This is a genomic window from Ochrovirga pacifica, assembly GCF_000220525.1.
Lineage (GTDB): Bacteria > Bacteroidota > Bacteroidia > Flavobacteriales > Flavobacteriaceae > Ochrovirga > Ochrovirga pacifica.
In genome coordinates this window covers 39,763-54,005 of sequence record NZ_AFPK01000044.1, presented here as the reverse complement: position 1 = coordinate 54,005, position 14,243 = coordinate 39,763, and the positions used below count along the sequence as shown (strand labels likewise).

Below are 14,243 nucleotides of genomic sequence, written 5' to 3'. Positions count from 1 at the left end.
ATTAAACTAATCTCAATGAGTATTTGGTATATGCCCTCATCAAAATTAAAATTTTGGTTGAGTTAGATACACGAATACGCTGATTCATAATTTCTTCACTGGTTGTTGCTTTTAGCTTGTTTAGTAGTTTTAAATAATATTTATAAGCTAAATATACACCCATTTTACTTTCAATAGGAAGTTTTTTAATTCCTACCAATGCCTGTTCAAAATCAGCTTCTATATCATTAATAATTTCTTGTTTGGTTTCGGGACTCATAGGCAAAGTAGTAAGATTTGGAAAGTAAGAGCGATCTAGATTTTCGAGATCGTCTTTTAAGTCTCGCAAAAAATTTACTTTCTGAAACGCAGATCCTAATTTCATAGCATAAGGTTTTAACTCTCGAAACTTTTCTTCGTTGTTGTTTACAAAAACTCGTAAGCACATCAATCCAACGACATCGGCAGATCCATAAATATAGGCTTCGTAATCTTGTTGTGAAATGTAAATGGTTTGAGACAAGTCTCGTCTCATACTTTTTAGAAAATCTTTTACAAAAGGTTGTAGGTCATAACGATGAACAACTTCTTGAAAAGCATTTAGTATGGGGTTTAAACTAATCTTGCGTTCTAGAGCTTTGTAGTAATCAGCTTCAAATTCATCCAACAATTCTTGCTGAGGAAACTCTAAAAAAGTATCTACAATTTCATCTGCATAACGAACAAAACCATAAATGGCATAAATAGCTGGGCGAATAGAGGGTTTAAACAGTAAAATTCCCATAGAAAAGGAAGTACTATAACTTTTGGTAATCAATTGGCTGCATTGGTAACTTGTGTTGTCAAAAAGTGCTTTCATAATTACTTGTTTTTTAGAATAAGTTGGCTAACAATTTCTCCAGAAATAATGGCAGGAGGAACCCCTGGTCCTGGTACTGTTAACTGACCTGTAAAATATAGGTTATTTATTTTTTTACTTTTTAATTTAGGTCTTAATATGTGTGTTTGTAGCAAGGTATTGGCCAATCCGTAGGCGTTTCCTTTATAAGAGTTAAATTGTTCTTTAAAATCTTTTACGCAGTAACTCTCTTTAAAACGTACGAAAGGAGCCACACTTTGGTTTGTTATTTTTTCTAATCTGTTAATGATAATTTCAAAATAATGTTCTCTTATTTTTGTACTATCTTCTAAACCAGGAGCAATAGGAATTAAAAAAGTAGCAGCTTCTTTTCCTTCTGGAGCAAAATAGTCATCTGTAATACTTGGGAAACTAGCGTAAAACAATGGGTTGGTAGGCCATTCTTTAGTATCGTATATAGATTTGGCATGAATATCAAAATCAGTGTCAAAAAACAAGGTGTGATGTGCTACATTTTCTAACTTTTTATCAAAAGCTACGTAGAACAAAAGTGCCGAAGGAGCAAACGTTTTTTTGTTCCAATAACTTTCTGAATATTGACGATATTCTTTGGGAAGTAAGGTTTCGGTAAAATGATAATCAGCACCGCTTAGCAAAATATCGCAGGTATAAGTTTGATTGTTAGTGGTTACTGATACGACTTTATTTGTTATTAGGTTGATGTGTTCTACATTTTCATTAGCCTTAAAAGTTACACCCAATTCTTTCGCTAAAGCCACCATTCCCATAGCAACCTGGTGCATTCCTTTTTTCGGATGCCATGTGCCTAGTTGCAAATCGGCATAGTTCATAAAGTTATAAAACTGCGGAGTGGTTTCGGGTTTGGCTCCTAAAAAAAGTACGGGAAACTCTAACACTTGTTTTAAGTCTGGATGTTTGATGAATTTTGCAACTTGTGATTTGATAGTCCCAAAAAAAGCTCCAATTTTTAGAGCTGTTTTAGGAGTAATGATTTCCATTAAGTTTTCACCAGGTTGGTACACCAAATCTTTGATGGCTAAATTGTAATTGTTTTCGGCATCGGTTATAAATTTTTGTAAAGCAGCTCCAGCTCCTTTTTCAATGCTTTCAAATGTGTTTACAATTTCATCAAAATTGGCAGCAATTTCTATGACTTTGTTTACATCGGAATATACTTGATATCCCGGATCTAACCTTTCTAACTGATAGTAGTCGGAGGGGCATTTGTTAAAGTCAGAAAAAAACTTTTCAAAGACATCGGGCATCCAATAAAAGGTTGGCCCCATGTCAAACACAAATCCATCTTTGTGCAGTTGTTGAGCCCTTCCCCCAAAGTGACTATTTTTTTCCAGTACAGTAACCCCATGTCCTGCTCTGGCTAGATAACAACTGGCAGCTAAAGATGAAAATCCCGCTCCGATAATTACGATTTCTTTTTGCATGTTGATTTATTGTTTTGGGCTAAACAGATAGCCATCACAATAATACAATTTACAAATATTGCTTGATAGAATATGTGGTTTTTGGGCAGAATTTGTGACTAATGGGAGGTATGGGCACTTCTCTTAACACTTTTGTGGTTAATGGACTAGTATTGCAAACGTTCTTTTGGGAAAGATCTGGATACAGGTACTACATGATCTATAGGTTTTAGATAAACTTGTAGCGAACGTGCGTTTCCTTCCACCTTTAAAATTTCGTTTTTATTTACCAAATAAGAACGATGACAACGTACAAATTGTGGATGTTTTTCTAAGATAGCAGCTACTTTTTTTAAAGTAATTCGCATCAATTCTTTTTTTACTTTTTGATGTTCTAAGTAAAAAATAGTGGTGTAGTTGTTGTTAGATTGTGCGTAAATAATAGCATCAATATCCAAAACTAAAGGAGCTTCTTTAATATTGTCTGAAGGAATGGAAACCGTTTCTTTTTTTTCTTTTCGTATGGTTTCTATAATTTTTGTAGGTTCCAAATTGTGTTTTCTATACAAATAGCGCTCTACTAAAAAGATGATGATAAATACAGGGAAAATACCAATAGAAAATACAACAGATACAAATCGTAAAAAAGAAAAATTAGGCAAGTAGTGAGCTACAAAAAAATGGTGATAAAAATAGTTTGTAGTGCTAATTAGCAAAAAGGAAGCGAGTAAAAAAAGTGCTTCTTTTTGTATAGTCCAGCTTTTTACGCTAAAGTAAAATGGAAATAGTCTAGGCAGCACAAAATAACTAATAAACAAACTAACGCTTACCAAAAAACCATATCCAACAATAAGAAAGTGGTTGGCGTTTATAACTTTATTAATTCCATAAGGCTGAAAAACAAACAAAAATAAGTAGGTAAACAAACCCACTCCTAAAACCATGGAAAGCTTTACGTTTAGTTTATCTACTAAGAAGTAAGGTTTATTACACCAGGTTTTAAATTGTTCTATCATACCAATGTTAAATTTACTTGTTTTTTATCAAAACATCTTGATTGTCTTTAGGCATTTTGCCTAAATACTTAAATCGTTTGTGTGTCCAAAAATACAATTCAGGTCTTTCTTGTATATCTTTTTCTAATTTTCTTAAATACAAATCTGTCATTGGATAGCCTTTTGTTTTTTCTGGCGATTCGGTCAAAAGTTCAAAAGTAATTTCATAAAATCCTCTTTTGGGCATTTTTACACGCATGTAAATTACGGCAAAATCAAAACGTTGAGCCAACATTTCTGCACCTGTGTGTATAGGAACAATATGACCAAAAAATGGTGCCCAATAATGGGTTTTAGAAATATGTGGCGTTTGATCGCTTAACAATCCGTACATAGAATGTATTCCTTTTCTGTAATTTTTTACAATTTGTGGAATGGTTTCTTTGGTGGTGATAAAGTTAGATCCAAAACGACCTCTATTTTCTTTTACAAAACGATCAAAATAAGGATTTTTTACTTTGCGATAGGCTCCGTAACATTGCAAACGTGTATGATGATTGATATTAAACAACCATTCCCAGTTTCCGTAATGTGCCCCTAAAAGAATTACAGATTTGTTTAGTTTTTCTATTTCTCTAAAAATTTGGGGATTGGTGTATTTGTAACGTTTGTCTATTTCTTTTTGTGGTATTCCAAAGCCTTTTAACATTTCTATAAAAATATCTACAAAGTGACGGAATGATTTTTTTTCTATTTCCAAACGTTCTTTTTCAGATTTGTTAGGAAAACACAAAGCTAAATTTTTTCGTACTGTTTTTTTTCGATATCCAATAATGTAGTAGATTAGATAATATATCAAATTAGAAACACCATATAAAAACCAAAGTGGTAACTTAGCCAGTAGATAAATAATAGGGTATACAATGTGAAAAATAATTCGGTCTTTGTTCATCTTCATCAATAAAAGGAGTTGCAAATATCGAATATATATCCTACAAAATGAATAGAAACAAAAATGAATTTTATAGTCATCGCATTGATAGCTGCTAATATTCTAGCAAGTTTAAAAGGTTTTAAAGAGCAGTTTTTTTTCAATAAATACAAATTCAGTGTATTAAGTATTCAAAAGGGAGAGCAATACCGATTGTTTTCTTCAGGTTTTTTACACGTAGATTATTTTCATTTAGGGTTTAATATGTACGCATTGTATCTGTTTTCTGGAACTGTTTTGTATTCTTTTAGCAGTGTGCAGTTTTTGTTAGTATATGGAGTAAGCTTGTTGGCGGGGAACTATTTGTCTTTGTTTGTTCATAAAAACGACCCATATTACAGTGCGGTTGGGGCATCAGGAGCAGTTACAGGAATTGTTTATTCTAGCATTGTATTGTTTCCTGATATGAAACTATATTTGTTATTAATTCCAATTCCCATTAAAGGATATTTTTTTGGAATTGCATACCTATTATATTCTATATACGGAATGAGAAATCAAGTGGGGAATGTAGGGCATACAGCCCATATTGGTGGGGCAGTAGCGGGTTATTTGCTAACAATTGTAATGCAACCTTCGGTTTTTTATCAGCATCCTGTAGAGGTTTTGTTAATGGCAATTCCCATTGTAATTCTCTGGGGCTTGCACTTAAAAAAAGCTTAAACAGTACCACATAAGTATTTATTAATGTTGTAGAGTTGTCCTACTTACTTATAAAACTTACTTTTGCAGCTCTAAAATCAAGAAAAATGAGTGAGTTTTTAAAAAGTTTTACTAAAAATCCTAAGAACGATATTTTAGCAGGAATGACCGTTTCTTTGGCCATGATTCCCGAAGTTGTTGCTTTTGCTTTTGTGGCACAAATAGATCCTTTAGTAGCCTTGTCTGGTGCTTTTATTATTGGGTTAATTACAGCAGTTTTTGGAGGGAGACCAGGACTGATATCTGGTGCTGCTGGTGCCGTTGCTGTTATTTTTGTGCATATGATACAGGAAGGACATGCCAAAGGAATGCTAATGGATACTCCTATAGAAAATATGGGATACTATTACTTATTAGGAGCTGTAATTTTAATGGGAATCATTCAAATTTTAGCAGGTGTTTTTAAACTAGGACGTTTTGTTCGATTAATACCTCACCCAGTAATGCTTGGTTTTGTAAACGGATTGGCTATTGTTATATTTTGGGCTCAGGTAAAAATGTTTAGTCACAAAACTTTAGAAGTTTCTGCAGAAGGTGTAAAACATTATGTAACCAGTTTTATGACAGGTACAGAGCTTTACATGATGATAGGTTTGGTAGCCCTAACCATGGCAATTATCTTTGTATTACCTAAAATCACCAAGACTTTACCACCTGCATTAACTGCTATTTTAATTGTAACATTGCTGGTTGTTTTTTCTGATTTAGAAGTGTCTACGGTAGGATCTTACATTCGTGAAGGAGGAGGAGAAGGACTAAAAGGAAAATTTCCAACTCCTAATCAAGAGTTTTGGCAAAACTTACCCTTTAATTTAGATACTTTATCGTTCTTATTGCCCTATGCATTTTTAGCAGCTTCGGTTGGTTTGATAGAATCTTTAATGACGATGAATTTGGTTGATGAGCTAACAGATACAAGAGGAAACGGAAACAGAGAATGTATAGCTCAGGGAATGGGAAATATAGCCAGTGGTTTGTTAGGAGGAACTGGAGGTTGCGGAATGATTGGACAGACTGTAATTAATATCAATGCAAAAGGTAGAGGTCGTTTGTCTGGGGTAATGATGGCACTTACTTTATTGTCGTTTATTCTTTTTGCTGATAAATACATAGAACAAGTTCCTATAGCTGCATTGATTGGAGTAATGTTTGTTATGGTATTCGAAACATTTGCATGGTCTAGTATTCGTATCCTTAGAAAAATTCCTGCTGCCGATGCCTTTGTTTTAGTGGCTGTTTCTGTAATTACTGTAATTTTCGATTTAGCCATTGCTGTATTTGCTGGGGTTATTATTTCTGCTTTGGTATTTGCTTGGGAAAATGCCGTTAGAATACGTGCAAGAAAAAGAGTAAAAGACGGCGTGCCTACGTACGAAATTTGGGGTCCTTTGTTCTTTGGTTCTGTCAATGTTTTTAACGAAAAGTTCGATCCTAAAAACGATCCAAAATATATAGAAATAGATTTTATAGAATCTAGAGTAACAGATCATTCTGGTCTAGAGGCCATCCGAAATATTGTAAATAAATACAATGATTTAGGAAAAGAAGTCAAACTAAGACATTTAAGCAAAGATTGTAAAGTATTACTTACTAAGGCCAATCCAAAATTTGAGGAAATTATTATTGATAATATAGACGATCCACGTTATCACTTGGTTGAAAATCCCGAGGCTTTTAAAAAAGGATTGAATGAAGTAAGTCCTAAATAAAAACGAATTTGGTAACTTTATTTTAGCTAGAAATTTAGCACTGATAAGCAAGTTAAAAAGCAGATATTATATATATTCGGAAAAAAATAGGGTTATGAAACTTTCTGTTGTAATTGTTAGCTATAATGTATGTTATTTTTTAGAGCAATGTTTACTAAGTGTTTACAAAGCTTTGGAAAACGTAGATGGTGAAGTAATTGTTGTAGATAATGTTTCAATAGACAATAGCTGCGAAATGGTTCGTACCCGTTTTCCGCAAGCAAAATTAATAGCCAACACTAAAAATGTTGGGTTTTCTAAAGCCAACAACCAAGGAGTGGCAATTGCTCAGGGTGAATATGTGTTAATTCTTAATCCAGATACTGTTGTAGGAGAAAAATTATTTAAGGAAATACTACCTTTTGCCGATGCTCAACAAGATTTAGGTGCTTTAGGAGTTCGTTTGATAGATGGTACAGGTATTTTTTTACCTGAAAGTAAAAGAGGACTTCCTACTCCCAAACGTTCTTTAGGTAGAATGTTGGGAATAAATGCTACAGGATATTATGCCAATTATTTAACCAAAGATGGTGTGGGACAGATAGAGGTTTTGGTGGGGGCTTTTATGCTTTTAAAAAAAGAACGATACCTACAAGTAGGTGGTTTTGATGAAGACTATTTTATGTATGGAGAAGATATTGATTTAAGCTATAAATTAACAAAATCAGGATATAGCAATTATTATTATGGAAAATCTGTAGTCATTCACTACAAAGGAGAAAGTACCAGAAAAGATGTAAAATATTTAAGACATTTTTATGGTGCCATGAATATTTTTTACAAAAAGCATTTTAAAGTTACAGGCATAGATGTAACTCTGATGAAAGTAGGGGTAAAGTTTTGGTTTTTGCTAAAGTATTTTCAGTTGTCCAATGCTCCTATTTTAATAGCAGATACAAAAAAAATATTATTTGTAGGGCAAAGAGATATTGTAAAAGATTTACAGTTAAACAAAGAAATTATTACAGTAAGTCCTCAAAGTATATTACGCTTAGAAGAAGTGATAAGAGAATATGAAGTAGAAGAGGTGTGGTTTGAAGAAAAAGCCATGTCTTATCAAGAAATTATCAATCATATAGGAACGCATCGTTTTCACAAAGTCCTATTTAAAATTTTACCCAATGCGACCAACTTTCTTATTGGTAGTAACACAGCAGATGGTAGAGGAGAAGTTATTTTTCTAAAGTAAAATTGCTATTCTTTAGGTAAATTACCACTTTCTTCAGTGTCCCAACTTTTTTTTGCTCTCATTCTTTTGTATAATTTGGTCATAAGCATTAGCAAAATTGCAATAATTAAGATTCCTGCAACTCCCCAAATCCAATTGATGGTGTTTTTTAAAACCACTAAAAATACCACAGAAAACAAAATAATGGTAGCTATTTCATTCCACATTCTTAACTGAAAAGCAGAGTAATCAATTACGTTGTTTTGAAGTTTTTTATAAATGTAATGACATGCAAATTGATAAGCAAACAGTGCTGCTACAAAACAAAGCTTTACCCACATCCAACCTTGTGTTAAAAAGCCAGGAGATAAATACAATAAATACACTGCAGTAATTAAAGTAATGATAGCGGAAGGCCAAGTAATAATATACCATAACCTTTTTTCCATCAATTTGTACTGACGTTGTAAAATAATTCTTGCATTATCTGGTTTTTGTTCTGCTTCTACATGATAAATAAACAATCGAACCATATAAAACAAACCAGCAAACCAAGTTACTACAAAAATAATATGCAAAGCTTTTACGTATAAATATTCCATAATTTTAATTACTTTTCCAATGCAAATTACAAAATCTGCAAATTAGAAAGTCTATAAAACACAAGAAGAATTTAATATTTAATGATTATTATTTGATTGTGTCAAATACCCATTTAGTCAGAATTAAAAAAAGTCAAATTTATCAATATTGCAAATCATGAATATATTGCAACATCACAAAGTTCCAGTACTTACAGAGAAAATTCGGCTTTCAGATTATGCGGTCGGAATTTTCAATCAGGTACCTACCAAGTCTGGAGTTAAGAAAGCCATTAAAAAAGGCTTGATTTGTGTAAATGGAATCAGAGGAGTATCTGGACAATTTTTGCTAGGAAATGAAGAACTGACACTAATTGAAGATGAAAGTTTGCAGAAAAAGAACATTCAAATGCCTTTGGATATATTGTACCAAGACAATTTTTTAGCTGTAATTTACAAACCTGCAGGAATGTTGGTAAGTGGAAACAAAGCAAAAACCATTAGCAATGCGTTAGAGTTTAACTTACAGGTGAGTAGCGAAAAAGATGCCGTAAAACCACAACCTATACATCGATTAGATTTTGCTACTAGTGGCTTGCTTTTGGTTGGGAAAACAGCTCGTAGTCTTCATGTTTTGGGTGACTTGTTTAAAGATAGAAAGATTCAAAAAACGTACATAGCCATTACGCAAGGAAAAATGTTGACCGAGGGACAAATCACAAGTCCAATTGAGGATAAAGAAAGTGTGTCTATGTTTAAAGTGTTAAAAACAGTACCTTCAGAAAAATATACTTGTTTAAACTGGGTAGAGCTTAAGCCCCTTACGGGAAGAAGACATCAGCTTAGAATCCATTGTGCTTATTTAGGAACTCCAATTTTAGGAGATACTTTGTATGGCAAAGAAGGAGCTGTTTTAAAAGGGAAAGGTTTGTTTTTGCATGCACAAAGTCTTTCTTTTAAACATCCTTTTTTAGATAAGAAGTTAGAGGTGTTTAAAGAAGTTCCATCAAAATTTAAAAGATTGATGGAATTCTAAAAATTAAAGTTCTTTTTTACGAATGTTTCTTTCGAATGTAATGAGCAAAGCAGGTAAAATAATCAGGTTAGAAATCATTGCAAAAAGCAACGTAATAGAAATTAAGCCACCCAATGCTTTGGTTCCTCCAAAACTGGAGATAATGAATACCAAAAATCCAAAAAACAAAACAATAGAGGTATAGAACATACTTATTCCTGTTTCCCTTAAGGCTTTGTAAACAGATTTTCTTATTTTTCCTTTGCTTGCTATCAGTTCTTGTCGGTATTTTGCCAAAAAATGAATGGTATCATCTACAGAAATTCCAAAAGCAATACTAAACACTAAAATAGTAGAAGGCTTTAGCGGAATACCAACATACCCCATAATTCCAGCAGTTAGCAACAAAGGGAGTAGGTTGGGAACTAGAGAGATTAAAATCATTTTATAGTTTTTAAATAAAGAACCAATAAAAATAGAAATTAATAGTACTGCAAGAGTTAGCGAAATGGTTAAGTTGTTTATTAAATAATTGGTTCCTTTTACAAATACCAATGCTTTTCCAGTCATCTTTACGCTGTATTTTTTTGATGGAAAATGCTCATCTATAATAAGCTGTAACCTGTCCTGAATTTGCTCCATACGCTCGGTACCTATATCTTTCATAAATGTGGTAATTCTAGCATATCTACCTGTAGAATCTACCATAGTACTTAGTGCATTGGTATTTGCACCAGAGTTTTGAGCATAGCTAAGAATAAAGTTTTTTTCTTGTGAAGTTGGCAATTTGTAAAAGTTAACATTTCCGTTATAAAAGGCTTGTTTAGAAAATTTAACCAAATTGTTGATAGAAATGGGTTTAGATAATTCAGGAATTTTAATAATCTCTTGTTCCATTTTCTCAATACGTTTTAGGGTGCTTAAATTCATCACCCCTTTATCTTTTTGGGTATCAATCAGAATTTCTAAAGGTAAAATTCCTCCAAACTCTTTTTCAAAAAACAGAATATCTTTGTAAAACTGAGTTTTTTTAGACATGTCTTCTATCAAACTTCCCGATACTTTAATACGTTCGGCACCTATCAGTGCAATAAAAGCAACCATAAAAGTAGCCAAATAAACATACTGTCTTTTATGACGTACAATTTGAGTCATTTTACTAATAATCGTATCAGCCCATTTTTTTTCTAAATGTCTTAAATGTTTGGCTTTAGGCAGTGGTAAAAAACTATAAAGTGTAGGAATTAAGCAGATAGATAAAACAAAAATTCCTAAAATACTAATAGAGGCAACTACACCAAACTCTTTTAGTAATTGACTTTTAGTGAATATAAAGGTTGCAAATCCTGCCGATGTAGTAATATTAGTCATCAAAGTAGCATTTCCTACCTTAGTGATTACTCTTTGTAAAGACTTGGCCTTGTTGCCATGTTTGTTAACTTCTTGCTGGTATTTATGAATTAAAAAAATTGCGTTAGGTACCCCAATTACAATAATTAAAGGTGGAATTAAAGCTGTTAATATAGATATGGTATATCCAAACAAACCGATAAAACCAATAGACCACACCACTCCAATTATAACTACCATAAGCGTAATGGTTGTTGCTCGTAGCGACCTGAAAAACAAGAAAAATATCAGTCCTGTAATTCCTAATCCTAATGCCACAAACATTCCCATTTCCGATTTTACACTAGCAGAATTCATACTTCGGATATATGGAACACCAGAAACCCTTATTTGAAGATTGTTTTCTTTTTCAAACTTTTTTAGTAAGGGTTTGAAAACATTTTTAACAAAGTCCGATCTAATTTTTGTGTTTACAATCTCTTTGTCAACATAAACCAAAGTTTGTAATGTACCTGTTTTTTTGTTGAATAATAAGTTGTCGTAAAAAGGAAGGTTGTCAAAAATATGATTTTTAATGCTATCTATTTCTTGTTGATTTAATTTCTTATTGGGAAACAAAGATTTAAGTTCAAATTTTTGCTTACTGGTATTTTTTTGAAGTTCTTTAATATTACTAAAAGAAACAACACCTTCTATTTCATTTTTATAACTCGCTATTTGATCAGCAAGAGCAATCCAATTGTTGAATTTAGTAGCATTGTTTATTAAAGAAGAGTCTTGTACAGCCAAAACAATAAGGTTTCCTTCTTCACCAAATATAGAGAGGAACTCATCATACTCAATATTTACAGGATGGTCTTCGGGTAAAAGATTGGCTTCTGTATAAGAAAATTGTACATTTTTAAACTGTAGTGCTAATGCTGTGGTAATACAAGCAATTAAAATTAAAGTAGCAACTCTATGGGTTAGAATGGTTCTGGCAAGTGTATTCCAAAAATTCATAAAAGGAAGATGTAACAAGTTTGATGTAAAAAGCTATCTAATTTCGTAGATTTACTCGATTAGATAGCTTTAAAAATTAGATGGTTACAAAAGTAATTAAACTTTCATTATTTCTGCATCTTTAACAGTATACAATTCATCAATTTTTTTGATGTATTTATCAGTTAAATCTTGTACATCTTGCTCAGCACCTTTTTGTTCGTCTTCAGAAATATCTGTTTTTTTGATGTCGTTGTTAGCATCTCTACGAATGTTTCTCACGCTTACTTTAGCGTGTTCAGCTTCAGCTTTTGCTTGTTTAGACAATTCTTTACGTCTTTCTTCTGTTAACGCAGGTACGTTTATAATAATATTTTCACCGTTGTTCATTGGGTTAAAACCAAGGTTGGCATTCATAATTCCTTTTTCAATTTCAGGAATCATGTTTTTTTCCCATGGTTGTACGGTAATTGTTTGTGCATCAGGAGTGTTTACATTGGCTACTTGGCTTAATGGAGTTTTAGATCCGTAGTAGTCTACCATAACACTACCTAACATAGCAGGGCTTGCTTTACCTGCTCTAATATTACTAAATTCTTTTACCAAATGAGCGATAGCATTTTCCATTCCCTCTTTGGTTGTATCGATAATAAAAGCAACTTCTTCGTTCATTTTGTTTCTTATTTTTCTGTTACAACTGTACCAATATTTTCCCCTTTAATCAATTTTATTAAGTTTCCTTTGGTATTCATGTCAAACACCAAGATAGGCAATTTGTTTTCTTCACTTAAAGTAAAAGCGGTAGAATCCATAATCTTCAAACCTTTTTGCAATACATCTTGATAGCTGATAGATTCAAATTTAGTTGCATTTGGATCTTTTTCGGGATCTGCTGTATAAATACCATCAACACGTGTTCCTTTTAAGATTACATCTGCCTGAATTTCGATAGCTCTAAGTACCGAAGCGGTATCGGTTGTAAAATATGGGTTTCCTGTTCCTGCTCCAAAAATAACAACTCTGCCTTTTTCTAGGTGTCTTACCGCTCTTCGTTTGATAAAAGGTTCAGCAATTTCTTCCATTTTAATGGCTGTTAATAGTCTAGTAGGCACTCCTTGCGCTTCAATAGCACTTTGCAAAGCCATTCCATTAATACAAGTAGCTAACATCCCCATATAATCTCCTTGAACTCGATCCATTCCTTGTGCAACACCAGAAATTCCTCTAAAAATGTTTCCACCTCCAATTACAATGGCTATTTGTAACCCTGTATCTACTGCTTCTTTGATTTCTTTTGCATACTCCGCCAAACGCTCTGTGTCTATTCCATACTGTTGGGAACCCATCAAAGCTTCACCGCTTAATTTTAATAGTATTCTTTTGTATTGCATGATTTTTTAAAGATTTGTGCAAATATAAAATTTTAGTTCAAAATCTAAGTTGTTAGAATGTCAGTTTCTTTTTTTTGATGTACAAAAAAACCTCTCATAAAAATGAGAGGCTTTGTATTTTTAGCACAGACTAATAATTAACCCAATGCAACTCTTGTAAAGGCAACAACCTCAATGTCTCCAATCGTTTTTACGTATTGAGCAACAGATTGCTTACCATCTTTAATAAAGTCTTGATTTACTAAAGTATTATCTTTAAAGAAACGTTTAATTTTTCCTTTTGCGATATTGTCTAACATAGCTTCAGGTTTTCCTTCTGCTCTTAATTGATCTTTTGCAATTTCAATTTCTTTTTCTATTACAGAAGCATCAACACCTTCTTCGTTTAAAGCAATAGGATTCATAGCAGCAGCTTGCATAGCTACATCTTTTGCAACTACTTCAGCACCATCAGCAGCACCAGACAATCCTACTAAAGTAGCAATTTTATTTCCTGCGTGAATGTAAGAACCTACAAATGGAGCTTCTACTTTAGAGAAAGCATTAATTTCTAATTTCTCACCAATAACTCCTGTTTGCTCTACCAATTTGTCTGCAACAGAAACACCACCAAAATCAGCAGCTAATAATTCTTCTTTAGTCGATACAGATAAAGCGATTTCAGCAATTTGGTTAGCCAAAGCAACAAAAGATTCGTTTTTACCAACAAAGTCAGTCTCACAACCTAATACAATAGAAACTCCTTTTGTACTGTCTTGATTTACAACTGCAATGGCAGCACCTTCGGTAGACTCACGGTCTGCTCTTTTTGCAGCCATTTTCTGACCTCTTTTACGTAAAACTTCAATAGCTCCGTCAAAATCTCCATTAGATTCAGCCAAAGCTTTTTTACAATCCATCATACCAGCACCCGTAATTTTTCTTAATTTCATTACGTCAGCTGCTTTAATATCTGCCATAGTATTTATTCTTTAAAATATTGTTTATAAAATGAACGGTACAAAATTAGAAAAGTTTTGTACCGTTACATGTTAAATTTTT

General features: G+C 32.8%; 13 protein-coding genes. 4 read left to right on the top strand and 9 right to left on the bottom strand.

What is annotated here, in order from left to right:
* Position 1 precedes the first annotated feature (1 nt).
* The 4 genes from FS85_RS0109310 to FS85_RS0109295 form a co-directional block, all read right to left on the bottom strand.
* Entirely contained in the window at positions 2–838 is an 837-nt protein-coding gene (locus FS85_RS0109310; protein WP_010135957.1) for a phytoene/squalene synthase family protein, read from the bottom strand.
* Between the two features lie 2 nt (positions 839–840).
* Positions 841–2,301 (bottom strand): phytoene desaturase family protein, encoded by a 1,461-nt coding sequence (locus FS85_RS0109305; RefSeq protein ID WP_010135956.1) that lies wholly within the window; start codon positions 2,299–2,301, stop codon positions 841–843.
* Positions 2,302–2,447: 146 nt separating this feature from the next.
* Positions 2,448–3,296, bottom strand: coding sequence for a LytR/AlgR family response regulator transcription factor (locus FS85_RS0109300; protein WP_010135955.1), 849 nt, complete (start codon positions 3,294–3,296; stop codon positions 2,448–2,450).
* A gap of 13 nt (positions 3,297–3,309) precedes the next feature.
* Positions 3,310–4,233, bottom strand: a complete 924-nt coding sequence (locus FS85_RS0109295; protein ID WP_139062184.1) for a lysophospholipid acyltransferase family protein — start codon at positions 4,231–4,233, stop codon at positions 3,310–3,312.
* Between the two features lie 57 nt (positions 4,234–4,290).
* Between FS85_RS0109295 and FS85_RS0109290 the strand changes: the two genes are divergently transcribed.
* From FS85_RS0109290 to FS85_RS0109280, 3 genes are all read left to right on the top strand, one after another.
* Positions 4,291–4,929 (top strand): rhomboid family intramembrane serine protease, encoded by a 639-nt coding sequence (locus FS85_RS0109290; protein WP_033194673.1) that lies wholly within the window; start codon positions 4,291–4,293, stop codon positions 4,927–4,929.
* 86 nt (positions 4,930–5,015) lie between these two features.
* Positions 5,016–6,677 (top strand): SulP family inorganic anion transporter, encoded by a 1,662-nt coding sequence (locus FS85_RS0109285; protein WP_010135951.1) that lies wholly within the window; start codon positions 5,016–5,018, stop codon positions 6,675–6,677.
* Between the two features lie 94 nt (positions 6,678–6,771).
* On the top strand, positions 6,772–7,905 hold the full coding sequence (locus FS85_RS0109280) for a glycosyltransferase family 2 protein (protein WP_010135950.1): 1,134 nt from the start codon (positions 6,772–6,774) through the stop codon (positions 7,903–7,905).
* A 5-nt stretch (positions 7,906–7,910) separates the two neighbouring features.
* On the opposite strand, the gene FS85_RS0109275 is transcribed toward FS85_RS0109280, so the two are convergent.
* Entirely contained in the window at positions 7,911–8,486 is a 576-nt protein-coding gene (locus tag FS85_RS0109275) for a CopD family protein (RefSeq protein WP_010135949.1), read from the bottom strand.
* Positions 8,487–8,643: 157 nt separating this feature from the next.
* Here FS85_RS0109275 and FS85_RS0109270 point away from each other — a divergent pair, with 157 nt between their 5' ends.
* Positions 8,644–9,501 carry an RluA family pseudouridine synthase gene (locus FS85_RS0109270; RefSeq protein WP_010135948.1) on the top strand — a complete coding sequence of 286 codons (858 nt, stop codon included), beginning with the start codon at positions 8,644–8,646 and terminating at the stop codon, positions 9,499–9,501.
* A gap of 3 nt (positions 9,502–9,504) precedes the next feature.
* Here the strand turns inward: FS85_RS0109270 and FS85_RS0109265 are convergent, their stop codons facing one another.
* From FS85_RS0109265 to tsf, 4 genes are all read right to left on the bottom strand, one after another.
* The gene (locus FS85_RS0109265) at positions 9,505–11,832 is read right to left on the bottom strand and encodes an efflux RND transporter permease subunit (RefSeq protein WP_010135947.1); all 2,328 of its coding nucleotides are present in this window, start codon (positions 11,830–11,832) and stop codon (positions 9,505–9,507) included.
* 96 nt (positions 11,833–11,928) lie between these two features.
* On the bottom strand, positions 11,929–12,483 hold the full coding sequence (gene frr, locus FS85_RS0109260) for a ribosome recycling factor (RefSeq protein ID WP_010135946.1): 555 nt from the start codon (positions 12,481–12,483) through the stop codon (positions 11,929–11,931).
* An 8-nt stretch (positions 12,484–12,491) separates the two neighbouring features.
* Positions 12,492–13,202, bottom strand: coding sequence for a UMP kinase (gene pyrH, locus FS85_RS0109255; protein WP_010135945.1), 711 nt, complete (start codon positions 13,200–13,202; stop codon positions 12,492–12,494).
* Between the two features lie 137 nt (positions 13,203–13,339).
* The gene (gene tsf, locus FS85_RS0109250; RefSeq protein ID WP_010135944.1) at positions 13,340–14,161 is read right to left on the bottom strand and encodes a translation elongation factor Ts; all 822 of its coding nucleotides are present in this window, start codon (positions 14,159–14,161) and stop codon (positions 13,340–13,342) included.
* Between the last annotated feature and the right edge of the window lie 82 nt (positions 14,162–14,243).

Excerpts from the sequence above, each read along its gene's own strand:
- FS85_RS0109295 (WP_139062184.1), bottom strand. The coding sequence starts at position 4,233 with ATGAAGATGAACAAAGACCGAATTATTTTTCACATTGTATACCCTATT.
- FS85_RS0109310 (WP_010135957.1), bottom strand. The coding sequence starts at position 838 with ATGAAAGCACTTTTTGACAACACAAGTTACCAATGCAGCCAATTGATT.
- FS85_RS0109270 (WP_010135948.1), top strand. The coding sequence starts at position 8,644 with ATGAATATATTGCAACATCACAAAGTTCCAGTACTTACAGAGAAAATT.
- pyrH (WP_010135945.1), bottom strand. The coding sequence starts at position 13,202 with ATGCAATACAAAAGAATACTATTAAAATTAAGCGGTGAAGCTTTGATG.
- FS85_RS0109265 (WP_010135947.1), bottom strand. The coding sequence starts at position 11,832 with ATGAATTTTTGGAATACACTTGCCAGAACCATTCTAACCCATAGAGTT.
- frr (WP_010135946.1), bottom strand. The coding sequence starts at position 12,483 with ATGAACGAAGAAGTTGCTTTTATTATCGATACAACCAAAGAGGGAATG.
- FS85_RS0109285 (WP_010135951.1), top strand. The coding sequence starts at position 5,016 with ATGAGTGAGTTTTTAAAAAGTTTTACTAAAAATCCTAAGAACGATATT.
- FS85_RS0109305 (WP_010135956.1), bottom strand. The coding sequence starts at position 2,301 with ATGCAAAAAGAAATCGTAATTATCGGAGCGGGATTTTCATCTTTAGCT.
- FS85_RS0109300 (WP_010135955.1), bottom strand. The coding sequence starts at position 3,296 with ATGATAGAACAATTTAAAACCTGGTGTAATAAACCTTACTTCTTAGTA.
- FS85_RS0109275 (WP_010135949.1), bottom strand. The coding sequence starts at position 8,486 with ATGGAATATTTATACGTAAAAGCTTTGCATATTATTTTTGTAGTAACT.
- FS85_RS0109280 (WP_010135950.1), top strand. The coding sequence starts at position 6,772 with ATGAAACTTTCTGTTGTAATTGTTAGCTATAATGTATGTTATTTTTTA.
- tsf (WP_010135944.1), bottom strand. The coding sequence starts at position 14,161 with ATGGCAGATATTAAAGCAGCTGACGTAATGAAATTAAGAAAAATTACG.
- FS85_RS0109290 (WP_033194673.1), top strand. The coding sequence starts at position 4,291 with ATGAATTTTATAGTCATCGCATTGATAGCTGCTAATATTCTAGCAAGT.